The organism is Micromonospora solifontis (assembly GCF_003725545.1).
In the GTDB taxonomy this organism is placed as follows: Bacteria; Actinomycetota; Actinomycetes; order Mycobacteriales; family Micromonosporaceae; genus Micromonospora; species Micromonospora solifontis.
Genome location: NZ_RJLN01000021.1, coordinates 24,682 through 48,333 on the forward strand (window position 1 = coordinate 24,682; position 23,652 = coordinate 48,333).

The 23,652-nt window shown below is 72.3% G+C and carries 23 protein-coding genes; 13 read left to right on the forward strand and 10 right to left on the reverse strand.

All coding sequences use genetic code 11. The features are described from left to right. The first annotated feature begins 1 nt into the window (after position 1). The 10 genes from EFE23_RS10140 (at position 2) to EFE23_RS10185 (ending at position 9,074) form a co-directional block, all read left to right on the forward strand. Positions 2-1,156, forward strand: coding sequence for an ABC transporter ATP-binding protein (locus EFE23_RS10140; protein ID WP_123240639.1), 1,155 nt, complete (start codon positions 2-4; stop codon positions 1,154-1,156). Beyond that, positions 1,153-2,058 carry an ABC transporter permease gene (locus EFE23_RS10145; protein ID WP_123240640.1) on the forward strand — a complete coding sequence of 302 codons (906 nt, stop codon included), beginning with the start codon at positions 1,153-1,155 and terminating at the stop codon, positions 2,056-2,058. The genes EFE23_RS10140 and EFE23_RS10145 overlap by 4 nt, the downstream gene beginning before the upstream one ends. Further along, positions 2,058-2,894 carry an ABC transporter permease gene (locus EFE23_RS10150; protein WP_123240641.1) on the forward strand — a complete coding sequence of 279 codons (837 nt, stop codon included), beginning with the start codon at positions 2,058-2,060 and terminating at the stop codon, positions 2,892-2,894. Before EFE23_RS10145 ends, EFE23_RS10150 begins: the two co-directional genes overlap by 1 nt. Next, positions 2,891-4,309, forward strand: a complete 1,419-nt coding sequence (locus tag EFE23_RS10155; RefSeq protein ID WP_123240642.1) for an NAD(P)/FAD-dependent oxidoreductase — start codon at positions 2,891-2,893, stop codon at positions 4,307-4,309. Before EFE23_RS10150 ends, EFE23_RS10155 begins: the two co-directional genes overlap by 4 nt. Then, positions 4,309-5,511, forward strand: a complete 1,203-nt coding sequence (locus tag EFE23_RS10160; RefSeq protein ID WP_123240643.1) for a saccharopine dehydrogenase family protein — start codon at positions 4,309-4,311, stop codon at positions 5,509-5,511. The genes EFE23_RS10155 and EFE23_RS10160 overlap by 1 nt, the downstream gene beginning before the upstream one ends. Further along, a complete protein-coding gene (gene speB, locus EFE23_RS10165; RefSeq protein ID WP_123240644.1) occupies positions 5,508-6,521 on the forward strand; it encodes an agmatinase in 1,014 nt (337 codons plus the stop codon). The genes EFE23_RS10160 and speB overlap by 4 nt, the downstream gene beginning before the upstream one ends. 145 nt (positions 6,522-6,666) lie before the next feature. Continuing rightward, complete coding sequence (locus EFE23_RS10170; protein WP_373683989.1) at positions 6,667-6,954, forward strand: type II toxin-antitoxin system RelE/ParE family toxin; 288 nt, start codon at positions 6,667-6,669, stop codon at positions 6,952-6,954. Next, positions 6,951-7,262: a helix-turn-helix domain-containing protein gene (locus EFE23_RS10175; protein WP_123240645.1), complete on the forward strand. Its 312-nt coding sequence runs from the start codon at positions 6,951-6,953 to the stop codon at positions 7,260-7,262. The genes EFE23_RS10170 and EFE23_RS10175 overlap by 4 nt, the downstream gene beginning before the upstream one ends. 217 nt (positions 7,263-7,479) lie before the next feature. Further along, entirely contained in the window at positions 7,480-8,226 is a 747-nt protein-coding gene (locus tag EFE23_RS10180; protein WP_233600939.1) for a G5 domain-containing protein, read from the forward strand. Between the two features lie 98 nt (positions 8,227-8,324). Then, positions 8,325-9,074, forward strand: coding sequence for a LamG-like jellyroll fold domain-containing protein (locus EFE23_RS10185; RefSeq protein WP_123240647.1), 750 nt, complete (start codon positions 8,325-8,327; stop codon positions 9,072-9,074). A gap of 53 nt (positions 9,075-9,127) precedes the next feature. Here EFE23_RS10185 and EFE23_RS10190 read toward each other — a convergent pair whose 3' ends face one another. The 4 genes from EFE23_RS10190 to EFE23_RS10205 all read right to left on the reverse strand — a co-directional run bounded on the left by EFE23_RS10190 (position 9,128) and on the right by EFE23_RS10205 (position 13,963). Continuing rightward, positions 9,128-9,472, reverse strand: a complete 345-nt coding sequence (locus tag EFE23_RS10190) for a DUF779 domain-containing protein (RefSeq protein WP_123240648.1) — start codon at positions 9,470-9,472, stop codon at positions 9,128-9,130. Further along, positions 9,472-10,977: an aldehyde dehydrogenase gene (gene adh / locus EFE23_RS10195; protein WP_123240649.1), complete on the reverse strand. Its 1,506-nt coding sequence runs from the start codon at positions 10,975-10,977 to the stop codon at positions 9,472-9,474. Before adh ends, EFE23_RS10190 begins: the two co-directional genes overlap by 1 nt. Positions 10,978-11,018: 41 nt before the next feature. Beyond that, on the reverse strand, positions 11,019-12,302 hold the full coding sequence (locus EFE23_RS10200) for a GAF domain-containing protein (protein ID WP_123240650.1): 1,284 nt from the start codon (positions 12,300-12,302) through the stop codon (positions 11,019-11,021). Positions 12,303-12,424: 122 nt separating this feature from the next. Further along, entirely contained in the window at positions 12,425-13,963 is a 1,539-nt protein-coding gene (locus EFE23_RS10205; protein ID WP_123240651.1) for a hypothetical protein, read from the reverse strand. Positions 13,964-14,130: 167 nt separating this feature from the next. Between EFE23_RS10205 and EFE23_RS10210 the strand changes: the two genes are divergently transcribed. Continuing rightward, on the forward strand, positions 14,131-14,817 hold the full coding sequence (locus tag EFE23_RS10210) for an RlpA-like double-psi beta-barrel domain-containing protein (protein ID WP_123240652.1): 687 nt from the start codon (positions 14,131-14,133) through the stop codon (positions 14,815-14,817). Positions 14,818-14,898: 81 nt separating this feature from the next. On the opposite strand, the gene EFE23_RS10215 is transcribed toward EFE23_RS10210, so the two are convergent. The 5 genes from EFE23_RS10215 to EFE23_RS10235 form a co-directional block, all read right to left on the reverse strand. Then, positions 14,899-15,888 carry an ABC transporter permease gene (locus EFE23_RS10215; protein WP_123240653.1) on the reverse strand — a complete coding sequence of 330 codons (990 nt, stop codon included), beginning with the start codon at positions 15,886-15,888 and terminating at the stop codon, positions 14,899-14,901. Then, positions 15,885-16,775, reverse strand: a complete 891-nt coding sequence (locus EFE23_RS10220) for an ABC transporter ATP-binding protein (RefSeq protein WP_123240654.1) — start codon at positions 16,773-16,775, stop codon at positions 15,885-15,887. Before EFE23_RS10220 ends, EFE23_RS10215 begins: the two co-directional genes overlap by 4 nt. An 11-nt stretch (positions 16,776-16,786) precedes the next feature. Further along, positions 16,787-17,203 (reverse strand): GntR family transcriptional regulator, encoded by a 417-nt coding sequence (locus EFE23_RS10225; RefSeq protein WP_123240655.1) that lies wholly within the window; start codon positions 17,201-17,203, stop codon positions 16,787-16,789. Between the two features lie 406 nt (positions 17,204-17,609). Then, positions 17,610-18,881 (reverse strand): 4-aminobutyrate--2-oxoglutarate transaminase, encoded by a 1,272-nt coding sequence (gene gabT / locus EFE23_RS10230; RefSeq protein ID WP_123240656.1) that lies wholly within the window; start codon positions 18,879-18,881, stop codon positions 17,610-17,612. Positions 18,882-18,884: 3 nt separating this feature from the next. Next, the gene (locus EFE23_RS10235) at positions 18,885-20,321 is read right to left on the reverse strand and encodes a gamma-aminobutyraldehyde dehydrogenase (protein ID WP_123240657.1); all 1,437 of its coding nucleotides are present in this window, start codon (positions 20,319-20,321) and stop codon (positions 18,885-18,887) included. Between the two features lie 141 nt (positions 20,322-20,462). Between EFE23_RS10235 and EFE23_RS10240 the strand changes: the two genes are divergently transcribed. Beyond that, positions 20,463-21,902, forward strand: a complete 1,440-nt coding sequence (locus tag EFE23_RS10240; protein WP_123240658.1) for an aldehyde dehydrogenase family protein — start codon at positions 20,463-20,465, stop codon at positions 21,900-21,902. 21 nt (positions 21,903-21,923) lie between these two features. Here the strand turns inward: EFE23_RS10240 and EFE23_RS10245 are convergent, their stop codons facing one another. After that, positions 21,924-23,156: an SUKH-3 domain-containing protein gene (locus EFE23_RS10245; RefSeq protein WP_233600940.1), complete on the reverse strand. Its 1,233-nt coding sequence runs from the start codon at positions 23,154-23,156 to the stop codon at positions 21,924-21,926. 80 nt (positions 23,157-23,236) lie between these two features. Between EFE23_RS10245 and EFE23_RS10250 the strand changes: the two genes are divergently transcribed. Continuing rightward, positions 23,237-23,650, forward strand: coding sequence for a YbaB/EbfC family nucleoid-associated protein (locus EFE23_RS10250; protein ID WP_123240681.1), 414 nt, complete (start codon positions 23,237-23,239; stop codon positions 23,648-23,650). The last annotated feature ends 2 nt before the right edge of the window (positions 23,651-23,652 follow it).

Consider the following 23,652-nt stretch of genomic DNA (forward strand, 5'->3'; position numbering starts at 1 on the left):
AATGGGACACGAGACACCGGCCGGCGATCTGCGGCTGGCCAACCTGACCAAGCGGTTCGGCGTCTTCACCGCGGTGGACGACCTCAGCCTCACCGTCCCGCAGGGCTCGTTCTTCGCCCTGCTCGGGGCGTCCGGCTGCGGCAAGACCACCACGCTGCGGATGATCGCCGGGCTCGAGGAGCCCACCAGCGGGCAGGTACTGCTCGGTGACCGGGACATCGCTGGGCTGCGGCCGTACAAGCGGCCGGTGAACACCGTGTTCCAGAGCTACGCGCTCTTCCCGCACCTCGACATCCACGAGAACGTGGCCTTCGGGCTGCGCCGGCGCGGCATCCGCAAGGTGACCGACCAGGTCGAACGGATGCTCGCGCTGGTGCAGCTCGAAGGGTACGGCCGGCGCAAGCCGGCCCAGCTCTCCGGCGGCCAGCAGCAGCGGGTCGCGCTGGCCCGCGCCCTGATCAACCACCCGCAGGTGCTGCTGCTGGACGAGCCGCTCGGCGCGCTCGACCTGAAACTGCGCCGGCAGATGCAGATCGAGCTGAAGCGGATCCAGACCGAGGTCGGCATCACCTTCGTGCACGTCACCCACGACCAGGAGGAGGCCATGACCATGGCCGACACCGTCGCGGTGATGAACGCCGGCCGGATCGAGCAGCTCGGTGCCCCCGCCGACCTGTACGAGTACCCCGCCACCGCGTTCGTGGCGAACTTCCTCGGCCAGTCCAACCTGCTCGCCGGCGAGGCGGCCGGGCGGACCGGCGACGACCTGCCGGTCACCGCGCACGGCGCGCGCTTCTCGGTCCCCGCCGACCGGGCCCGCGTCGACCACGGGCCGGTCTTCCTCGGGGTACGCCCCGAGAAGCTGCACCTGGCCGCCGACCCGGGCGAGGTCCCGGCCGGGCACCAGCACGTCGGCGGCGTGGTCACCGACGCCTCGTACGTCGGCGTGAGCACCCAGTACCTGGTGCGGACCGCCTGGGGCAGCGAGCTGTCGGTGTTCGCCGCGAACAGCGGGGTCGGCGGGCGGCTCGCCGTCGGCACCCCGGTGACGGCGCACTGGGACCCGCGGCACGCCTTCGTGCTGCCGCGCGAGCCCGGCGAGGACGACCAGACCGCGCCGCTGCTCGACGAGCCGCCGGTCGGTGTGCCGTCATGACCGCCCTCGCGCACGTGCCGACCTCCGCCGGGGAGCCGGCCGCCGCGCCCCGGCGGTCACGGTCCAGGCTGCTGCCGTACCTGCTGCTGCTGCCGGGCGCGGCCTGGCTGCTGATCTTCTTCGCCCTGCCGCTGCTCCAGCTCGCCGCCGCCAGCCTCTACGACCCGGGCGGATCGCTCTCCACCGGGTACGCGATGACCTGGGCGTTCGACAACTATCCGGCGGCGCTGCAGGCGTACTGGCCGCACTTTGTCCGGTCGTTCGCCTACTCCGCGATCGCGCTGGTGCTGGCCCTGCTGATGGGCTACCCGCTGGCGTACGCGATCGCGCAGAAGGCCGGACGGTGGAAGAACCTGCTGCTGGTGGCCGTGGTCGCGCCGCAGTTCACCAGCTTCCTGGTCCGCACGCTGGCCTGGAAGACCATCCTGTCGGACAACGGCGCCCTGGTCGGGCTGCTGCGCGACGTGCACCTGCTCGGCCCGGACGGCCGGCTGCTGGCCACCCCGTTCGCGGTGGTGCTCGGCCTGACGTACAACTTCCTGCCGTTCCTGGTGCTGCCGCTGTACGCGAGCCTGGAGCGGCTCGACTCCCGGCTGCTGGAGGCGGCGAGCGACCTGTACGCCAGCCCGCTGCGCGCCTTCCAGAAGGTCACCCTGCCGCTGTCGATGCCCGGCCTGATCGCCGGCACCCTGCTCTTCTTCATTCCGGCCACCGGCGACTACATCAACGCCGAGCTGCTCGGCACCCCGAACGAGTACATGATCGGCAACGTCATCGACTCGGCGTTCCTGGTCCGGCTGGACTACCCGCAGGGCGCCGCCCTGTCCTTCCTGCTGATGGCGGCGATCCTCGCGATCGTCTTCGGCTACCTGCGCAAGGCCGGCACCGAGGAGGTGTTGTGATGCGACGCTGGATCGCCGACCGCTGGGTGATGGGCGTGGCCCTGCTCGTCCTCGGCTACCTCTCGCTGCCGATCGTCGTGGTCGCCGGGCTCTCCTTCAACCGGCCCTCCAGCCGGCTGTCCTACGACTTCAACGAGTTCACCCTGGACAACTGGACCCAACCCTGCGCCACCTCCGACATGTGTGACGCGGTGGTGCGCAGCATGGAGATCGGCCTCATCGCCACGGTGGTCTCCACCCTCCTCGGCACGCTGATGGCGTTCGCCCTCGTCCGGCACGGCTTCCGGGGCCGGGCCGGGATCAACGGCCTGATCTTCCTGCCGATGGCCACCCCCGAGCTGGTGATGGGCACCTCGCTGCTCGCCCTCTTCGTCGCCGCCGGCGTGCCGCAGGGCTTCTGGACCATCGTCATCGCGCACGTCATGTTCTGCGTCTCGTTCGTGGTGGTCACCGTGAAGGCCCGGCTCTCCGGCATGGACCGGCGGCTGGAGGAGGCCGCGATGGACCTGTACGCCAGCGAATGGCAGACCTTCCGGCGGATCACCCTGCCGCTGGTGCTGCCGGGCATCATGGCCGCCGCGCTGCTGGCCTTCTCGCTCAGCTTCGACGACTTCATCATCACGAACTTCAACGCCGGCACCACCGTCACCTTCCCGATGTACGTCTGGGGCGCCGCCCAGCGGGGCATCCCGCCGCAGGTCAACGTCATCGGCACGGCGATGTTCGCGATCGCGCTGCTGCTGGTCGGCGCCAGCACGCTGCGCGGCCGGCGGGCCCGGCGCGCGGCCCTGGTGGCCCCGGTCGCGGCCGTCGGGACGCCGAAGAGCGCGTCATGAAACTCCCGCATACCGGCCGGGCGCTGGCCGATGCCGCGCCCGTCCCGTACTGGCTGGACCGACCGGAACGCCCCGACCCGCTGCCGCCGCTGGCCGGCACGCACGACACCGACCTGCTGGTGATCGGCGGCGGGTACTCGGGGCTCTGGACCGCGCTGCTGGCGAAGGAGGCCGACCCGGGGCGGGACGTGCTCCTGGTCGAGGCGGGCACCTGCGGCTGGGCGGCGTCCGGGCGCAACGGCGGATTCTGCGCCGCCTCGCTCACCCACGGCCTGGCCAACGGCGTCGACCGGTTCCCCGGTGAGATCGACGAGCTGGAGCGGCTCGGCCGGGAGAACCTGGACGCGATTGCCGCCACGGTCGGGAAGCACGGCATCGAGTGCGACTTCGAACGGACCGGTGAGCTGGCGGTGGCGGTCGAGCCGTACCAGCTCGCCGGGCTCACCGAGGCCGCCGAGCTGGCCCGCCGGTACGGCCACGACGTCCGGCTGCTCGACCGGGACGAGGTGCGCGCCGAGGTCGACTCGCCGACGTACCTCGGCGGGATGTGGGACCGGGACCGGGTGGCCATGCTCGACCCGGCGCGGCTGGCCTGGGGGCTCCGCCGCGCCGCGCTCGACCTCGGCGTACGGATCCACGAGCACACCCGGGTCACCGGCCTGCGCCCGGACGGCGGGGCGCTGCGCGCCGCCACGGCCGGCCCCGACGGCGCGCCCGGGACCGTCCTGGCCGGCCAGGTGGTGCTGGCCACCAACGCGTTCCCGCCGCTGCTGCGCCGGCTGCGCGCCTGGCTGGTGCCGGTCTACGACTACGCGCTGATGACCGAGCCGCTGACGCCCGCCCAGCGGGACGCGATCGGCTGGCGCAACCGGCAGGGGCTGGCCGACACCGGCAACCAGTTCCACTACTACCGGATCACCACCGACGGCCGGATCCTCTTCGGCGGCTACGACGCGGTCTACCACTACGGCAACCGGATGGCCCCGTCACTGGAGCAGCGCGCGGCCACCTTCACCGCTCTGGCGTCCCACTTCTTCACGATCTTCCCCCAGCTGGCGGACCTGAGGTTCAGCCACCGCTGGGGTGGCGTCATCGACACCTGCACCCGGTTCTGCCCGTTCTTCGGCACCGCCTACGACGGCCGGCTGGCGTACGCGGCCGGGTTCACCGGGCTCGGCGTCGGGGCGACCCGGTTCGGCGCCCGGGTCATGCTCGACCTGCTCGGCGGCGCGCAGACCCCGCTGACCCGGCTCGACCTGGTCCGCAGCAAGCCGCTGCCGTTCCCGCCGGAACCGTTCCGGGCCACCGGCATCAACCTCACCCGCTGGTCGCTCGCCCGCGCCGACGCGCGCGAGGGGCGGCGCAACCTGTGGCTCCGTACTCTCGATCGTCTTGGACTGGGGTTCGATTCCTGATGCGCATCCTGCTCGTCGGCGCCGGCGGGGTCGGCTCCGCCGCCGTCGCCATCGCCGCCCGCCGTTCCTTCTTCGAGACCATGGTGGTCGCCGACTACGACCTGGCCCGCGCCGAGCGGGCGGTGGCCGGGCACGGCGACCGCTTCGTCGCCGCCCGGCTCGACGCCTCCTCGGCCGAGGCGGTCGCCGCGCTCTGCCGCGAGCACCGGATCACCCACGTGCTCAACGCGGTCGACCCGCGTTTCGTCATGCCGATCTTCGACGGGGCCTTCGCCGCCGGGGCCGACTACCTGGACATGGCGATGTCCCTGTCCCGCCCGCACCCGTCCGCGCCGTACACCGAGACCGGGGTGAAGCTCGGCGACGAGCAGTTCGCGGCCTCCTCGGCCTGGGCGGCGGCCGGCCGCCTGGCGCTCTGCGGCATCGGCGTGGAGCCCGGCCTCTCCGACGTGTTCGCCCGCTACGCCGCCGACGAGCTGTTCACCGAGATCGACGAGATCGGGGTACGCGACGGCGCGAACCTCACCGTCGACGGCTACGACTTCGCCCCCTCGTTCTCCATCTGGACCACCATCGAGGAGTGCCTGAACCCGCCGGTGATCTGGGCGGCCGACCGGGGTTGGTACACCACACCGCCCTTCTCCGAGCCCGAGGTGTTCGAGTTCCCGGAAGGGATCGGCCCGGTCGAGTGCGTCAACGTGGAGCACGAGGAGGTGCTGCTCATCCCGCGCTGGGTGAAGGCCAAGCGGGTCACCTTCAAGTACGGCCTCGGCGAGGAGTTCATCGAGGTGCTGAAGACGCTGCACAAGCTCGGCCTCGACACCACGTCGCCGGTGCGCGTGGGCGGCGCCTCGGTCGCTCCCCGTGATGTCGTTGCCGCCAGCCTGCCCGACCCGGCCACCCTCGGCGACCGCATGCGTGGCAAGACCTGCGCCGGCACGTACGTGACCGGCACCGGCACCGACGGCCGGCCCCGGAAGGTCTACCTCTACCACGTGGTCGACAACGAGTGGTCGATGCGGGAGTACGGCCACCAGGCGGTGGTCTGGCAGACCGCGGTCAACCCCGTCGTCGCGCTGGAGCTGCTCGCCACCGGCGGCTGGTCCGGCACTGGCGTGCTCGGCCCGGAGGCGTTCCCTCCGGTACCCTTCCTCGACCTGCTGACCGGCTACGGCTCGCCGTGGGGGATGGAGGAGCGGTGACCCGCTACGGTCCGATGTTCGGCCCCGACGTGACGTTCCTCGGGGTACCGCCGTGCACCATCGAGGAGCCGGTCACCTACGCCGACGCCGACGTGGTGATCGTCGGTGCGCCGTTCGACGGCGGGACCTCGCACCGGCCGGGCACCCGGTTCGGACCGTCCGCCATCCGGCAGGCCTGCTACCTGCCGCACGACGGCTCCCGGCCGTCCCTCGCCCTGCGCGTCGACGGGCTGCGGGACCTCTGCGTGTACGACGCGGGCGACGTGGAGATGTTCTCCGGCGACATCGAGCGGTCGCTTGCCGCGCTGGAGTCGGCGGTGCACGCGGTGGCCCGGGCCGGGGCGATCCCGATCGTGCTCGGCGGCGACCACTCCATCGCCCTGCCCGACGCCACCGGGGTGGCCCGGCAGCACGGCCTCGGCCGGGTCTCGCTGGTGCACTTCGACGCGCACGCCGACACCGGGGACATCGAGTTCGGCTCCCTGCACGGGCACGGCCAGCCGATGCGCCGGCTCATCGAGTCCGGCGCGGTACGCGGCGACCGCTTCCTCCAGATCGGCCTGCGCGGCTACTGGCCCGGCCCCGAGACGTTGGCGTGGATGGCCGAGCAGCGGATGCGCTCGTACGAGATGACCGAGATCGTGGCGCGCGGCCTGGATTCCTGTCTCTCGGAGGCGTTCGGGATCGCCACGGACGAGTGCGAGGGGGTGTTCCTCTCCGTCGACGTCGACGTGGTCGACCCGGGCATGGCCCCCGGCACCGGCACCCCGGAGCCCGGCGGGCTGACCTCCCGGCAGCTCCTCGACGCGGTCCGGCGCTGCTGTTACGAGCTGCCGATCGTCGGCGTGGACGTGGTCGAGGTCGCCCCGCCGTACGACCACGCCGACATCACCGCGTACCTGGGCAACCGGGTCGTCCTGGAGGCGCTGTCCGCGATCGCCCGCCGCCGCCGCGACGCCGCCGGCGGCCCACCCTGGAACCCCCACCAACCCCTCCTCGACAGCCGTTGACCCCTCCCCCTCATGTTTAGCCCAAGCTATAGTTGACGGGTGAATGCTGCCAGGGGGCGTTGGTCGATCCGCGTCACCGGTGAGGTCCGCCCAGTGGCTGGGAGACCTGCGGCGGACCGATCCCGGGTCTTATGAGAGCGTGCGGGTGGCCGTGGACAAGCTTGCGGAGGTCGGACCGGGGTTGGGCCGGCCTCTCGTGGACACGCTCCGTGGCAGCAGCATCAGCAACCTGAAGGAACTTCGGCCGCGATCGGGTCGGGACGTGGCGCTTCGCGTTCTCTTCGTCTTCGATCCGTGGTCGCAGGCGGTACTCCTCGTCGCCGGCAACAAAGCTGGGAATTGGAGCCAGTGGTATCAGCGGAACATCCCGCTGGCGGAGGTGGCGTACAAGGCGTGGCTCGACAATGAGCGCGAGCGAAGGGGGGAGTCGTGACGGAGTTCTACGACTGGGACCAGGTCCGCGCTGAACTGGGCGGCGAGGATGCGGCGTACGAGGCGGAGCGGACCCGCACCGAGGCGTGGGTGAGTGCGTTCCACCTTGCCGAGGAGCGCAAGCGTCTGGGCCTGACGCAGCGCCAGGTGGCGGAGTTGATGGGAGTGACGCCCGGACGGGTGAGCCAGATCGAAAACGGTGATCTCGACGTGAACGAGGTGGCTACGTTGAGCCGCTACGCGAACGCGCTCGGCGCGAAGTTGCGGATCATCTTCGACTACGGGGACGACCTCCGCCAGATCGCCTGATCAGTCCGGAGAGCTGGTGCCACCCGGGCGCGGGTGACGGGCCGAGCATCCAGTTGCCTGGAGCAATCGTCCACGCCGGGACAACCAATCGACGGGCGCCCATGGTCCGTCCTGCGGGCGGCGCGGCCGTGAGGTGTAGCGCCGGTGCCCTGGTCGGCATCGATGAGGAGAGTTGCGGCGGATCCGACAGCGCACGGTGACCAGCAAACTCGGCCCCGTGACGAATTCGCTCCCGCCCACCCCCGGTCAGTCGCCGTACGGCCACCAGCTCCGCCCTCCCCGGCCCGGCTGGTTCGTCCGACTCAGCCCCGGCGGACGCACCGGCGTGATCCTCGGCGGCGTTATGCTGTCCGTGTTTCTGCTCTGCTGCTCCGGCGTGGCCGTCATCGGCGCCTTCACCGACAGCCCGCAGTCGGACCGGAAGCCATCGGCCGCCGACGCTGCCAACCCGCCCGCCGCCGCGCCGATCACGGTCCCCAGTAGCCCGGCCGAGACGGTTCCGGCCGCGCTCCCGCCCTCGGCGACCTCGGCCGCACCGACGCCTTCGCCGAAGGTGGAGACCCGCACCGAGACCGAGACGCAGACCATCCGGTACGACCAGCGCACCGTCAAGGATCCGAATCTCGCGAAGGGGAAGCGGGTGGTGCGTACCCGGGGTGTCAACGGGGTACGGACGCTGACCTACGAGGTCACGCTGACCGACGGTGCCGAGACCGGACGGCGGTTGGTCAGTTCGGTGGTCACCAGGAAGCCGGTGACCCAGGTGGTGGCGGTCGGCACCAAGTCCGAGCCGTCATCGCGGTGCGACCCGAACTACAGCGGCTGCGTACCGATCGCGAGTGACGTGGACTGTGCGGGCGGCGGTGGCGACGGCCCCGCGTATGTGACCGGACCGGTGAAGGTCATCGGCTCGGACATCTATCGGCTGGACCGCGATCACGACGGGTACGGCTGCGACGACTGACGGACCCGGCCGGCATTGACAGGGGCCGAAGTGGACGTGATCATGTGGGGGCGCTGCGGCCGTACGGGGGACCGCGGCACGATCTCCGGAGGGCCTTCATGGGTCGAGCCAGGTCCGCAATCGCCCTGGGTGTCGCCACCCTCGCCGCCGCCGTGCTGGTGGACACCGCACCCGCGTACGCGGCCACGGAGCAGTTGCGCCTCGACTTCGACGCGGCGCCGAGCGGGCAGGTCGAGCCGGGCCCGTGGACCTCGGGGTGCTTCGCCGACGTGGCCACCCCGGGCGACTCGGGCTGCATCGCGGTGAGCGACCCGGGCAGCATCTCCCGCGCCACCCGGCCCAACGGCACGGGCGGCAGCCCGGCGCTCGCCTTCCCCGCCGCGGGCAGCGCGGTGATCCAGGTGCCGGACGCCGCCAACCTCAACCCGGGCACGCAGGACTTCACGATCAGCGTGCTGGTCAAGCTCACCGCCGGCCAGGTCACCGCCGGGGCGAACCTGGTGCAGAAGGGCTTCTACTCCAAGACCGGCAGCCAGTGGAAACTCCAGGCGGACAACGGGATCCCGGGCTGCCGGATCGCCGGCTTCCGTGACGGTGTCTGGACCGAGGCGCTGGTCAGCAGTGGGGTCTCCATCGCCGACCAGGGCTGGACCTTCGTCCAGTGCAAGCGGCGGGGCACGGTGCTCAGCATCACTGTCGGCGCCCACCCGGCGGTGCCCTTCGACGGGGACGCCAGCATGGATGTCAGCAACACCTCGAAGGTGACCATCGGCGCGAAGGGCGCCGGCCTGAGCAACAACGACCAGTTCCGCGGCGAGTTGGACAACGCGGTATTCAGCCTCGGCTGACGGCGTGCGCTCGCGGGGGCGGGCGGGACGCTGTCCCGCCCGCCCCCGCAGCCTCAGGCGAGGTGGGACCGGATGAGGAAGCGGACGCCCTCCGGGGCCTCCAGCGAGAAGCCGCTGCCCCGGCCGGGCACCACGTCGACCGTGAGCCTGGTGTGTTTCCACAGCTCCCACTGGGACTTGGACATCCAGAACTCGACCGGCTCGGGGACGCCGTCCACGGAGAGCGCGGCGAGGCGTACGTCCGAGGCGCCGGTGCGGAACTCGCCGGCCGGGTAGCACATCGGGGCGCTGCCGTCGCAACAGCCGCCGGACTGGTGGAACATGATCGGGCCGTGCGACTCCCGTAGCGACCGGATCAGCTCGGCCGCCGCGGGAGTCAGGGTGACCGGGTCACCCATCAGAAGAAGCCCAGCTTCTTCGGGGAGTAGCTGACCAGCAGGTTCTTGGTCTGCTGGTAGTGCTCCAGCATCATCTTGTGGTTCTCCCGGCCGATGCCGGACTGCTTGTACCCGCCGAACGCGGCGTGCGCCGGGTAGGCGTGGTAGCAGTTCGTCCACACCCGACCCGCCTGGATCGCCCGGCCGGCCCGGTACGCGGTGTTGATGTCCCGGGTCCAGACCCCCGCGCCGAGGCCGTACAGGGTGTCGTTGGCGATCTTCACGGCGTCGTCCAGGTCGGCGAAGGAGGTCACCGAGACCACCGGGCCGAAGATCTCCTCCTGGAAGATCCGCATCGAGTTGTCGCCCTCGAAGATCGTCGGCTCGACGTAGTACCCGCCCGACAACTCGCCGCCCAGGTCCGCCCGTGAACCGCCGGTGAGCACGCGAGCGCCCTCCTGCCGACCGATGTCCAGGTAGGACAGGATCTTCTCCAGTTGGTCGTTGGATGCCTGCGCGCCGATCATCGTCGCCGTGTCCAGCGGGTGCCCCTGCTTGATCTGCTCCGTGCGGGACACCGCGGCGGCCAGGAAGTCCGCGTAGTGGCCCTGTTGGATCAGCGCCCGGGACGGGCAGGTGCACACCTCGCCCTGGTTGAGGGCGAACATGGTGAAGCCTTCGAGGGCCTTGTCCCGGAAGTCGTCGGACGCGGCGCTGACGTCGTCGAAGAAGATGTTCGGGCTCTTGCCGCCCAGCTCCAGCGTGACCGGCTTGATGTTCTCGCTGGCGTACTGCATGATCAGCCGCCCGGTGGTGGTCTCGCCGGTGAACGCCACCTTGGCCACCCGGGGCGACGAGGCGAGCGGCTTGCCCGCCTCGACCCCGAAGCCGTTGACCACGTTCACCACGCCGGGCGGAAGCAGGTCGGCGACGAGCGACAGCAGGTAGTGGATCGACGCCGGGGTCTGCTCGGCGGGCTTGAGCACCACCGCGTTGCCGGCGGCGAGCGCCGGGGCGAGCTTCCAGACCGCCATGAGGATCGGGAAGTTCCACGGGATGATCTGCCCGACCACCCCCAGCGGCTCGTGGAAGTGGTAGGCCACCGTGTCGTCGTCGATCTCGCCGAGTGAGCCCTCCTGGGCCCGGATCGCCCCGGCGAAGTAGCGGAAGTGGTCGATCGCCAGGGGGATGTCGGCGGCCAGGGTCTCCCGTACCGGCTTGCCGTTCTCCCAGGTCTCCGCGACGGCCAGGGACTCCAGGTTCTCCTGCATCCGGTCGGCGATCCGGTTGAGGACCAGCGCCCGCTCGGCGACCGAGGTGCGGCCCCACGCGTCGGCGGCGCCGTGCGCGGCGTCGAGCGCCTTCTCGACGTCGTCGGCGGTGCCCCGGGCCACCTCGCAGAAGGTCTGCCCGGTCACCGGGCTGGGGTTCTCGAAGTACCGGCCGCCGTGCGGCTTCACGTACTCGCCGCCGATGAAGTGGTCGTAGCGGGACTGCCAGTGGGTGGGGGCGTCGTAGCGTGTCATGGGTACCTCCGCCGTCCGTGGGTGGTGGATGGCGGAGGACGTTAGTGTCCGCGACGTTGCAGCAACGTTGCGCGCGGCAGGTCGTACTCCCGGGCGAGCTGGCGGGCGCGGGCCACGGCGAGGGGCCGGCGGGGCGCGCCCGGCGGCAGCGCCCGCGCCAGGGCCTGCCAGGCGGTGAGGTCGTCGGCCCCGGCGGGCGTCGCGGTCCAGGCCGCGAGCAGGTCGGCGTCCGCGGTGGCCAGCACGGTCGCGCGCAGCTGCCCGTCGACCAGGCGGCGCAGTCGCGCGACTCCCGGCGCGTCCGACCCGGGCAGCAGGGGCCCGCCGTACGCCTGGAGCGCCCCCGCCGGGTCGCCGCGTTCCAGCAGCTCGGTGACGGTACGGAAGTCGGCGCGCACGGCCGCCCGCAGCCGGTACGGGCGGGAGTCGAGCAGTTCCTCGCCGAGCGCCCGGCGCAGCCGGGACAGTTCGGCGCGCAGGGTGACCGGGTGCAGCCGGTCGTCGCCGTAGAGGTCGAGGCCGAGCTGTTCGCCGGTGCGCCCCTCGGGGTGGTCGAGCAGCAGCACCAGCAGTTCGCTGTGCCGGCGGCCGAGCCGGATCCGCCGCCCGCCGATCCGCAGCTCCGCCTCGTCGCGGCCGAGCGCGGTGACGTGCAGCAGGTCCGGCTCGGCCGGCGCGGCCCCGGCGAGGAACGCCTCGGCCGCCCGGGCGGTGGCCCGGACCAGGGCGAGGCTCTGCGGGGTGGCCAGGTGGTCGCCGCCGGTGATGTCGACCGCGCCGAGCAGCCGGCCGGTGGTGGGGTCGTGGATGGGAGCGGCGGCGCAGGTCCAGCGCTGCACCGGCCGGACGAAGTGTTCGGTGGCGAAGATCTGCACGCTGTGGTCGACGGCGAGGGCGGTGCCGGGGGCGTTGGTGCCGGCGTGTGCCTCGTCCCACCGCGCACCGGGCACGAAGTTCATCCGCTCGGCGTGCCGGAGCACCCCCGGATGCCCCTCCACCCAGAGCAGCCGCCCGTACGCGTCGCAGACCGCCATCAGGTGCGCGCCGTCCTGGGCGATCCCCCCGAGCAGGTCGCGGAAGAGCGGCAGCACCCGCGCGAGGGGGTGGGCGGCCCGGTAACTCTCCAGCGCGTCGTCGGTCAGGTCGACCGGGGCGGTGGTCTCGGGGTCGAGCAGCGCGGACCGTTCCCACGACCGGCGGACCACGTCCCGGACCCGGTCGGCGGTGACGTGTCCGGCGAGGAACGCCTCGTGGGCGGCGCCGACCTGCGCGATCCGCTCCGCCGGATCGGCGCCGAACTCCAGGGCGAGCCACGGGTCAGCCATGGGCGACCTCCTCGCGCCCATGGTGACCCAGCTCACCCGTGATCGCCAATACCGGTTGCCCGGGCGGATCGACCGGTCCGGGTGGGGCGCACCTCCACCACCCGGACCGGTCCGCAGGCTGCTCAGCCCAGCCCGTTGACCGACGGGGTCCGCTCGCAGCATCGCGGCAGCGGGCCCCGGACCAGCCCGTAGCGGGCCGCCAGGAAGGCGGCGTCGCTGAGCGTCTCGTTCCCGGTCACCCCGGCCACCACGAGCCGCCGGCCGAACTGGAGCGCGACGGACGAGGCGGCGGAGATCGTTCCGACCGCGGTGACCGTGCGGCCGTCGGTGCCGAAGCTCTCGTCCAGCTCGCCGTTCGGCAGGTAGCCGGCCAGCGCGACATTCGGGAACGCCTGGCCGACCGCGACGAGCCGGCCGCCCGGCCGGAGCAGCACGCCGTTCGCGCCCGCCCTGCCCTCGAAATCGGTGCGCACCCGGCCGGTGCCGCCCCCGAATGTCCGGTCGAGTGCGCCGTCGGGGCGGAAACGCATCAGGCCGAAGCCGCTCGAGTCGTTGAGGTTGCCGGTGACGCCCGCTGCGATGATCCGCCCCGCCGGGTCCAGGACCAGGTCGTTGAGGCCGTTGATGCCGGCGTCCGGGAAGCGTTCCAGCACCCTCCCGGCGATGCCGAAGCTGGGGTCCAGTCGCCCCTGAGCGGTGAGCCGGACCAGCGCGAACCAGCTCACCCCGAAGTTGGCGACACCGCCCAGCACGATCCGGCCGTCCCGCTGAACTCCGAGGGCGAAGGCGTCGGCGTCGTTGCCGGGCATCGGCACGATCGTCCAGCCGCCGGTGCCGAAGCTCGGGTCCAGCCGGCCGTCGGGAAGGAACCGGGCGGCGGCGAAGCCGGGGTTGCCTTGGGCGTCGTTCGCCCCACCCGCAGCCAGGATCCGTCCGTCGGGGAGGACGACCACGTCGGTCGCGCCGCCCTGGCGGAGCGGGCCGACCGGTGCCACCACGACGCCGCCGCTGCCGAACCGTCGATCCAGCTCACCGTCGGGCCGGTAGCGGGCCACGGCGAAGCCGAACTGGTCCGGCCCGAGGCCGGCGGTGCCGACCACCACCAGATCGCCCTTCGGGGCGAGCGTGACCGCCCGCGCGCCACCGCCGCCAACCGGCGGCAGCGGGGTGACCACCCGGCCGTTTTCGCCGAAGCCGGTGTCCAGCGTGCCGTCGCAGTGGTACCTGGCCAGCAGGAAGTCCGGGCTCTCGCCGTTCTGGTCGCCGCCCACCGCGACGATCGAGCCGTCCCGCAGGACCGCCAGGTCATTGGCCTGCACCGCCCGGTCGGCGAATCGGGTGACCGCGACGCCCCGGACGCCGAAGGTCGGGTCGAGCTGGCCCGGCCCGGCGGCCCGGCCAGGTGGCACCTGCCCGTACGGGTCGGCCGTGCTGCGGGGCGCGTCGGCCGGGAGCACCGGCACCTGCTGCTGCTCCCGGAGGAGGGACAGGAGGTCGGGCGGCGAGCTGGGAGCGGGGGCTGTGGTGGCGGTCGGCTGCACCGGCGCGGCAGCGACGGCCGGCCGGGTGGCCGGCGTGCCGGAGCCGGCCGCTACCGCCATGGTGGCGAGCAGCGCCAGGCCGGCCAGACGCAGACGGGTACGACCACGGGAAGACGTCATGGAACACCTCTGTCGGTAAGGAGCCGCAGAGTCCCATCAGACGCGACAAAAAAGCCGGAAGCGGATGAAACTCGGAATTGTCCACCGGTCGGCGCCCCGGTGAACGGAGCAGCGCTCCCACGCCGTACCAGTGGTCGAAGTCAGGCCGACGGACGACGGGAGTTGCGGTGAGGGTGCAGCGGAAACACGTACTGGCGGGTGGGATGGCGGCGGTCGCCGCGGCGACGGTGGCGTTCGGCACGGGCCTCGGCTTCGCCGGGACCACGCCGGAGCGGGCCAGCGTGTGCCAGGGGTCGGTGACCTTCTCGGCGGAGGGCGGGGCGCCCGCGGCGACCAGCGACCGGTTCCCGGTGGGCACCCGGTTGCGGGTGACCAACCTGGACAACGGCCGGGCGGCGACCGTCACGGTGACCGGTCCGTCGGGCAGTTGTGTCCTGCTCAACGCCGCCGCGATGGACCTGGTCCGGGAGCCGGGCAAGAACGTCGTCCGGCGCAACCTGGTGGAACGGCTCGACGGCCCGGCGGGCCAGCCCGCCGGGCCGGGCTCCGGCGAGACCCGGCCGGGTTACGCCCAGCCGGGCGCCCCCGCCCAGCCGGGCGGCGCGGCCGGCCGGACCGTGTGCGGCGGCCCGATCACGTTCTCGGGCGAGGCCGGCGCTCCGGCGGCGACCAGTGGCCAGTTCCCGGCCGGGACCCGGTTGCGGGTGACCAACCTGGACAACGGCAAGGCGGTGACCGTGACCGTGACCGGGCCGTCGGGCAGTTGCGTCCTGCTCAACGCCGCCGCGATGGACCTCGTCCGGGAGCCCGGCAAGAACCTGGTCCGGCGCAACGTGGTGGAACTGCTCGGCTGAGCCGCCGGCGCCGCCCGCAGGTGGCACACCATGGCGGTCTCCCGGATGCGGTGACCGCCATGGTGTGCCACGGATGGCGGTTCAGGCGATGCGACGGACGCGGCGCAGGGCCAGGTAGAGCAGGAGCGCGGCGAGGGCGACGAAGATGCCCGTCTCGATCCACTGGAACGGCCAGAACCGGTCCCCCGGTTGGTAGAGCTCCCAGTTGTAGGCGCCGGGTCCGGCGCCGAGTTCGGCACCGCAGCGCTGGCCATTCGGTCCCTGGCCACCCGGCGGGCACATGATGTGGGTGTCGGCCGCGATCAGCTTCCCGTCGGCGTTGCGCACCCCGCTGGCGAGGACCCAGTTGCCCCGGTCCTCCTGCAGCGGTCCGGCCCCCTCGATGGGGAAGGTGCGGGTGCGGGCGGGCTGGTAGTGCGGTCTGGCCAGGATCGCCACCGCCGCCCGGACGCCGATGAACGCGGCCAGGGTGACGCCCATGGCGGGCAGCATCCGGCGCCAGAGGGTGCCGGCGAAGATGCCGAGCGCCACCGCGAAGAGGGTGTAGCCGATCGGGGCGATGCCCTGCAGGTCGAAGACGATGAAGCCGAGGCGGCCCTCGTGCGCGGCCTGGGTGAGCGGGCTGACCCACCAGGCCATGCCCAGTCCGTAGGCGATCGCCAGGGTCACCGTGACGGCGACGACCAGGCCGAACTTCACCAGGGCCCACCGCGTCCGGCCGACGCCCTGCGTCCAGGCGAACCGGTGCGTGCCCTGCTCCACCTCCCGGGCGACCAGCGGGGCGCCCCAGAACAGACCGACGAGCACCGGCAGGACGACGAGCAGGACGGCGACCAGGTTGAGGCTGGCGTACCGGTTGGTGAACTGGCGGAACGCCGACTCGCAGCCGTTGACGGTGACCGGGTCGACGTCCGGACGCGCCAGCTTGCTGACGCAGTCCGGCAGCCCGAGTTCGGTGAAGCTGTGCCGCATCGACAGGCCGATCGGGACCATCAGGGCCGCGAGCGCGGCGAAGCCGAGGAGGGTGAAGAGCAGTTGCTTGCGGTGCTGCCGCCAGGCCAGCCAGATCATGCCGGCACCTCCCAGGCCGCGTGGCTCGTGGTGGTCTCGCCCTCGGCGAGGTACGCCAGGACGAGGTCCTCCAGCGTCACGTCGTGCACCGTCCACTCCGGGTCGAGAGCCTCGCCGGTCGTACGGACCAGCAGCGTTGACTGCCGGGCGGTGTGGCTGGCCCGGACCACGGCGTCGACCCCCTCGATCGGTTCACCGCCGTGCCGGGGCCCGACCAGCTGCCGGTGGGCGGCGACCAGGTCGTCGACCGCGCCCGCCAGGTGCACCCGGGCGGCCTGCAGCACGACCAGGTAGTCGCAGACCCGTTCCAGGTCGGCCAGCAGGTGCGAGGAGAGCAGCACGGTCGTGTCGGAGTCGGCGACGCTGCCCATCAGCGACTGCAGGAACTCCCGCCGCGCCAGTGGATCGAGACTGGCGACCGGTTCGTCGAGGAGCAGCAGCCGGGGCCGCTTCGCGAGGGCGAGCGCCAGCGCGACCTGCGCCCGCTGGCCGCCGGACAGCTTGCCGACGGGCAGCTTCGGCGGGATGCCGAGCTGGGCCAGCCGGTTGCGGGCGAGCGCGCCGTCCCAGCGCTTGTTCATCCGGCGGCCCAGCTCCACCAGCTCGGCCGCGGTGAAGTCCCGGTAGAGTGGCGTGTCCTGGGCGACGAAGCCGACCTCGGGCAGCACCGACGGGTTGGCGTACGGCGCTTCGCCGAAGATCCGCACCGCGCCGGCGTCCGGCCGCAGCAGGCCGACCGACAGGTGCAGCAGCGTGCTCTTGCCGGCACCGTTGGGGCCGACGAGGGCGGCAATCCGCCCGGCGGGCAGGCGCAGCGAGCAGTCCCGCAGCGCCCAGGTTCTCCCGTACCGTTTGCCGAGCTGCTCGGCCTCCAGCGCGATCTCCATCAGCTGTCCTCTCATCCTGCTGAGGCGGGCTCGGTGCGCGTCGCCTCGGCGGCGAGTGCGGCCCGCATGGTGGTCTCGACCAGGGCGGTGACGTCTTCCGGGGTGAGTCCGGCGGCGCGGGCGCGGTGCAGCCAGGCCACGAGCTCCTCGCGAAGCTCGGCCTGATCGGCCAGCGCCGAGCCGGCGAGGGTCCGGCGGACGAAGGTGCCGACGCCGGGGCGGCCCTCGACCAGACCTTCGATCTCCAGCTCGCGGTACGCCTTCAGCACCGTGTTGGGGTTGATGGCCAGCGACTGCGCCACGTCGCGGACCTTCGGCAACTGGTCGCCGGGCGTCAGCAGCCCCACCCGCAGGGCCTGTTTGACCTGCTGGATCAGCTGCACATAGGTGTTCACCTTGGACCGGCCGTCCAGTACGAACTCGATCACGCGACGCCCTTCTATTGTCCTACGACAGTAGGACTATAGAACAGGATGGCGGCGGAAGGGGACCCCATGGCGGATCGGACGTGTCGGAGGCGGGCCGTACCGTCTCGGCCGTGGGCATCCTGACCGACTACTTCGCGGCGAGTCCCGAGCAGGCGCTGGCCGCCGTCGACATCGGGCCCGGCGACGAGCTGGCCCCGCTGCGGGGCAGGTTCCTGGAGCCGACGGTGCTGGTCGGCAGGCTGTGGGCGGCGATCCGGCACGGCGACCTCGACCTGGCGGCGCGCGACCTGTCCGCCGCCGAGGAGTGGGTGGGTGAGCCGGACGAGAAGCTCGTCGCCGAGATCGTGGGGGAGTTGCGGCGGGTGGCCCGGCGGGCGGTTGCCCACGACATCCCCGCGTACCCCGATCAGCCGAAGGCCGCGTCCAGGATGTCCAGGCCGCGGGCCAGCTCGTCGTCGGAGATGACCAGTGGAGGCAGGAAGCGCAGCACGTTGCCGTACGTGCCGCAGGTGAGGGTGAGCAGGCCGGCGGCGTGGCAGGCCGCCGAGATCGCCGCCGTGGCGGCCGGGTCCGGGGTGCGGGTGCCCGGCTGCACGATCTCCACGGCCAGCATCGCACCCCGGCCGCGCACCTCGGCGATCCGCTGATCCCGGGCGGCGATCGCGCGCAGCCGGTCGCCCATCACCTGGCCGATCCGCCGGGCGGCGGCGGCCAGATCCAGCTCGTGCATGGTCTCGATGGCCGCGAGGGCCGCCGCGCAGGCGATCGGGTTGCCCCCGTACGTGCCGCCGAGGCCGCCGACGTGCACCGCGTCCATCAGCTCAGCCCGGCCGGTCACCGCCGCCAGGGGCAGGCCACCGGCGATGCCCTTGGCCAGGGTGACCAGGTCCGGTTCGACGCCCTCGTGCTGGCAGGCGAACCAGTCGCCGGTGCGGCAGAACCCGGTCTGGATCTCGTCGGCGACGAACACCACCCCGGCCGCCGTCGCCCACTCGCGCAGCGCCGGCAGGAAACCCTCCGCTGGTACGACGAAGCCGCCCTCGCCCTGGATCGGCTCGATCAGCAGCGCGGCCACGTTCTCCGCGCCGACCTGCTTCTCCACCATCTCGATCGCCCGGGCCGCCGCGGTCGCCCCGTCCAGCCCGCCGTCGCGCAGCGGGTACGACATCGGGACCCGGTAGACCTCCCCGGCGAACGGCCCGAACCGGTGCTTGTACGGCATGTTCTTCGCGGTCAGCGCCATGGTCAGGTTGGTCCGGCCGTGGTACGCGTGGTCGAAGACCACCACCGCCGGGCGGCCGGTGGCGTGCCGGGCGATCTTGACGGCGTTCTCCACCGCCTCGGCGCCGGAGTTGAACAGCGCCGAGCGCTTCTCGAAGCTGCCCGGGGTCAGCGCGTTGAGCTGCTCGCAGACCGCCACGTACGACTCGTACGGGGCGACCATGAAGCAGGTGTGGGTGAAGCGTTCGACCTGCGCCTTGACCGCCTCGACCACCCGTGGGGCGGAGTTGCCCACGTTGGTGACCGCGATGCCGGCGGCGAAGTCGATCCACTCCCGACCGTCGACGTCGGTGACCGTCCCGCCCCCGGCGCGGTCGACGTAGGCGGTGATCGTGCTGCCGACGCCCCGGGCGACGGCCGCCCCCCGCCGCTTGTGCAGCTCGTCCGACGATGCCATGGCTCAGCCCTCGATGTTGTGCATGACGTGCTTGATCCGGGTGTAGTCCTCCAGGCTGTAGACCGAGAGGTCCTTACCGTGCCCGGAGTGCTTGAAGCCGCCGTGCGGCATCTCGGAGACGAACGGGATGTGGGTGTTCACCCAGACGCAGCCGAAGTCGAGCCGGCGGGTCATCCGCATCGCCCGGCCGTGGTCCTTCGTCCAGACCGAGGCGGAGAGACCGTAGTCGACGCCGTTGGCCCAGCGCACCGCCTCGTCCTCGGCCGAGAAGCGCTGCACGGTGATCACCGGGCCGAACACCTCGTCCTGGATGATCTCGTCCTGCTGCCGGACGCCGGAGACCACGGTCGGGGCGTAGAAGTAGCCGCGCTCGCCGAGCTGCGAGCCCCCGGTCTCGATGTTCGCGTGGTCCGGCAGCCGGTCCACGAACCCGCGCACCCGGGAGAGCTGGTTGGCGTTGTTCAGCGGGCCGTAGAGCACGTCCTCGTCGTCCGGCGCGCCGGTCCTGGTGTTCCGGGCCTGCTCGGCGAGGGCGGCCACGAAGTCGTCGTAGATGCCGGGGCCGGCGAGCACCCGGGTGGCGGCGGTGCAGTCCTGACCGGCGTTGAAGTAGCCGCCCACCGCGATCGCCTCGGCCGCCGCCGCGATGTCCGCGTCGTCGAAGATCACCACCGGGGCCTTGCCGCCCAGCTCCAGGTGGGTCCGCTTCAGGTCCGGCGCGGCCGCGGCGGCGACCTCCATGCCGGCCCGGGTCGAGCCGGTGATCGACACGAACTGCGGGGTCGGGTGGGACACCAGGGCCCGGCCGGTGTCCCGGTCGCCGCAGACCACGTTGAACACGCCCGGCGGGAGGAACTCGGCCGCGATCTCGGCCAGCAGCAGCGTCGACACCGGCGTGGTGTCCGACGGCTTGAGCACCACGGTGTTGCCGGCCGCCAGCGCCGGGGCGATCTTCCAGACCGCCATCATCAGCGGGTAGTTCCACGGGGTGACCTGCGCGCAGACGCCGATCGGCTCGCGCCGCACGTACGAGGTGTGCCCGGCCAGGTATTCGCCGGCCGAGCGCCCCTCCAGCAGGCGGGCCGCGCCGGCGAAGAAGCGGAACTGGTCCACCGACGGCGGCAGCTCCTCGTCGGCGGTGAGCTGGCGCGGCTTGCCGGTGTTGCGTACCTCGGCGTCGACCAGCTCGGCCGCCCGGGCCTCCACCGCGTCGGCGAGCTTGAGCAGGGCCTTCTGCCGCTCCCCGGGGGTAGCGTCCCGCCAACCCTCGAACGCGGCGGCCGCGGCCTGCATCGCCGCGTCCACGTCCGCCGCCCCGGAGACCGGCGCCTGGGCGAACACCTCGCCGGTACAGGGGTCAATCAGGTCGGCGTAGCCGCCGTCCACCGGGTCGACGTACGCGCCGTTGACGAAGTTGCGCAGCTGCTGCTGATCGCTCATCAGAAGTCTCCGAGGGATGGCCGGGGGAAGGGTCAGCGGAGGTTATCGCAATCTGACTGCCATCTTGGCTACTGAATCCGAGGCAGACAAGGGTTTGGGCAACTGTTTCCGCGCGGGCCGGGGTGGTCTACGCTGCCGGACGTGGAGCCGAGAGCCTTCTATGTCGCCGGCCGCCCCACCCACGGTGCGGGCGAACTGACCGTCACCCACCCGTACGACGGGCGCACGGTGGGGCGTACCACGCTCGCCACGCCCGACCAGGTCGAGGCCGCCGTCACGGCAGCCGCCGGGGTGGCCGCGGCGGCCGCGGCCCTGCCCGCGCACGTCCGCGCGGCCGCCCTCGACCACGTCTCCCGCCGGCTCGCCGAACGGGCCGACGAGGTCGCGGCGCTGATCACCGCCGAGAACGGCAAGCCAATCAAGTGGGCGAAGGCCGAGGTCGGACGGGCTGTGTCCACCTTCCGCTGGGCGGCGGAGGAGGCCCGGCGCTTCTCCGGCGAACTGCAACGCCTCGACACCGACCCGGCGGCCACCGGGCGGGTCGCGCTGGTCCGGCGGGTGCCGCGCGGCCCCGTGCTGGGGATCGCCCCGTTCAACTTCCCGCTGAACCTGGTCGCGCACAAGGTCGCCCCGGCCATCGCCGTCGGGGCGCCCATCATCGTCAAACCCGCCCCGGCCACCCCGCTGTCCGCGCTGCTGCTCGGCGAGATCCTCGCCGAGACCGCGCTGCCCGAGGGGATGTTCTCGGTGCTGCCGCTGCCCAACGAACGCGCCGCCGAACTGGTCGCCGACCCGCGGCTGCCGGTGGTGTCGTTCACCGGCTCCGGACCGGTCGGCGCGGCCATCCGCCGGGCCGCCCCCGACAAGCACGTGACCCTCGAACTCGGCGGCAACGCGGCGGCGGTGATCTGCGCCGACTGGACCTCCGACGAGGACCTGACCTTCGCCGCGCACCGGATCGCCACGTTCTCCAACTACCAGGCCGGGCAGTCGTGCATCGCCGTGCAGCGGGTCTACGTGCACGAATGGCTCTACGACGGCTTCCTGCCCCGGCTGGTCGCCGCCGTGCAGGAACTGCGGACCGGGAACCCCACCTCGGAGCTGACCGACGTCGGGCCGCTGGTCTCCGTCGAGGCGGCGGAACGCGTCGAAGCGTGGGTGGACGAGGCGGTCGCCGCGGGCGGCGCCATCGAGGTCGGCGGACGCCGGGAGGGCGCCAGCTACCCGCCGACCGTGCTCTCCGGCGTGCCGGCGGACGCCAAGGTCTGCCGGGAGGAGGTCTTCGGGCCGGTGCTGGTGGTCGCCCCGGTCGCCGACGACGAGGCCGCGTTCGCCGCCGTCAACGACTCCGCGTACGGACTGCAGGCCGGCGTGTTCACCCATCGGCTGGACGTGGCGTTCGCCGCCGCGCGGACGCTGGAGGTCGGCGGGGTGATCATCGGCGACGTGCCGTCCTACCGGGCCGACCAGATGCCGTACGGCGGGGTGAAGGGCTCCGGCGTCGGCCGGGAGGGGCTGCGCAGCGCGATGGACGACTACACGGAGCCGCGGGTCATGGTGCTCACCGGGCTGGCGCTGTAGCGTCTCGCCGCCCGGCGGTGCTCACCAGGTGCCGTCGTCGCGTACCCGGGCGGGAGCGCGACCGAGCAGCAGGGTGGTGAGGGCGGCGTCGATGTCCGGGCCGAGGAACCACTCGCCGGCCTGGTCCAGCGCGAAGATCCGCCCCTGCTCGTCGACCGCGATGATGCTGTCGCCGCGCTCGGTGCCCAGCGGGAACAGCCGTACGCCGAGCACCGCCCCGAAGTCAGCGAGAGTGTCTGCGGTGTGGGCGCTGCGCAGCGGGTTGATGGTGAACCTACTGATCCAGACTTCGCTGCCCGGGCCCCGCCGTCGGCTGAGGATAGTCGGGAACGCCGTGAGGGTTCGCTCCGCCGCCGGAAAGGCCTCGTGACGATGATGTCTGCCCGCTACCTCAAGCGTCTCGCCGATGGCCCCCATGGAGAGCGCCTCGTTGAAGATGCCGTCCTCCCAGCCGGCATCCATCAGCGACTCGCCGACCTCGTCAGGAAAGCGGCCGGGATGAATGGCGGGCGAGGGCGCGGCACGCCACTCCTCCGTGTATGCGAGGTCCGACCACGGCAAGGCGTTGACGTGCACCAGGAAATTGATGCACGAGTCGCACGGAAGCTCGGCCGGCCCACCTCCGGGGTCGCCTGACTCTCGCACCCGAAAGAACTCGAGCCGGCTGCGGCCGAGGATCGCCCTGGCCTCCTCCAGAGTCAGCGAGGGAAGTCCATCGCCGGCGCGACGGTGATCGTGTTCGTGCAGCAGGTCGGAGACGACGATCATCTCGGCGTGCCGTTCGCCGCCGCGGACGAGATGGCCGGGCGGCAGTCCGTCCAGATAGGACCGCACGAGCGGATGGTGGTGCAGCTCGACGTCTCCCTTCGCCCCGTGGGCGACGTGCGTCCGGCCGTCGAGAGTGAGATGCGTCGCGGCGCCGGGCGTCGGGAGTCGGGTGATCTCGCGGAGCAGTTGGCCGGCCGGATCGACGGTGCGCGGCGGGCGGGGCGCGGCCGGTCGGCGCTGGCGGAACAACCGCTCCACCGCGGGGAACGGCAGGCGTGGCCAGGTGGACACCTCGCCCGTCTCCTTGTCCACGACGGTGGTGGGCAGGTCGCCGGGGAGGGCGCGGGCGTCCCGCGACACCGTCGAGGTGATCAGGTAGCCGAGGTCGAACTCTTCGACCATCGGCGAGCAGGGGAATCCCAAACGGTCGGAATCCCGCTGCGCCCAGACGGCGGCGAGTTGCTCGGCCTGCTGTCGCTCGATCACAGCCCGAAACTACCGGACCCCACGGATTCCGTGGCGCCCGGTATGGTCTGCCCTACCGAGGGTGACGGGGAGGGGTGGCGGTGGCCGAAACTGCCGACCGGGAGGCCAACCGCGCGCTTCGTGCGCGGTTCGACGAGGTGTACGGCCAGTACCAGCGACTTCGCTCCGGACTGGACGAACTCCAGACCAAGCTCGCCCAACTGCGGGTGACCGAGCGCTCCGACGACGGCCAGGTGACCGCCGTGGTCGGCGCCCGAGGCGAGCTGATCAGCGTGGACGTCTCTCCGGCGGTTTTCCACGACCGGGACGCCAAGGCGCTGAGCCGCAAGATCACCACAACCGTACTGCGGGCTTCCGCCGCAGGACTGGCGGCCACCCGGGAGCTGGTCGCCGGCTATCTGCCGCCCGGCTCGCCGTCGGTGGAGTTCCTGCGTACGAATGACTTCGGTGCCCTGCTCGGCCGGGCGGACGCCGTGCTGTCGCCTGGAGAGTGACC

Coding starts and splice junctions, on each gene's coding strand:
- EFE23_RS10140 (WP_123240639.1), top strand. CDS start 2: ATGGGACACGAGACACCGGCCGGCGATCTGCGGCTGGCCAACCTGACC.
- EFE23_RS10145 (WP_123240640.1), top strand. CDS start 1,153: ATGACCGCCCTCGCGCACGTGCCGACCTCCGCCGGGGAGCCGGCCGCC.
- EFE23_RS10150 (WP_123240641.1), top strand. CDS start 2,058: ATGCGACGCTGGATCGCCGACCGCTGGGTGATGGGCGTGGCCCTGCTC.
- EFE23_RS10155 (WP_123240642.1), top strand. CDS start 2,891: ATGAAACTCCCGCATACCGGCCGGGCGCTGGCCGATGCCGCGCCCGTC.
- EFE23_RS10160 (WP_123240643.1), top strand. CDS start 4,309: ATGCGCATCCTGCTCGTCGGCGCCGGCGGGGTCGGCTCCGCCGCCGTC.
- EFE23_RS10185 (WP_123240647.1), top strand. CDS start 8,325: ATGGGTCGAGCCAGGTCCGCAATCGCCCTGGGTGTCGCCACCCTCGCC.
- EFE23_RS10190 (WP_123240648.1), bottom strand. CDS start 9,472: ATGGGTGACCCGGTCACCCTGACTCCCGCGGCGGCCGAGCTGATCCGG.
- adh (WP_123240649.1), bottom strand. CDS start 10,977: ATGACACGCTACGACGCCCCCACCCACTGGCAGTCCCGCTACGACCAC.
- EFE23_RS10200 (WP_123240650.1), bottom strand. CDS start 12,302: ATGGCTGACCCGTGGCTCGCCCTGGAGTTCGGCGCCGATCCGGCGGAG.
- EFE23_RS10205 (WP_123240651.1), bottom strand. CDS start 13,963: ATGACGTCTTCCCGTGGTCGTACCCGTCTGCGTCTGGCCGGCCTGGCG.
- EFE23_RS10215 (WP_123240653.1), bottom strand. CDS start 15,888: ATGATCTGGCTGGCCTGGCGGCAGCACCGCAAGCAACTGCTCTTCACC.
- EFE23_RS10220 (WP_123240654.1), bottom strand. CDS start 16,775: ATGGAGATCGCGCTGGAGGCCGAGCAGCTCGGCAAACGGTACGGGAGA.
- gabT (WP_123240656.1), bottom strand. CDS start 18,881: ATGGCATCGTCGGACGAGCTGCACAAGCGGCGGGGGGCGGCCGTCGCC.
- EFE23_RS10235 (WP_123240657.1), bottom strand. CDS start 20,321: ATGAGCGATCAGCAGCAGCTGCGCAACTTCGTCAACGGCGCGTACGTC.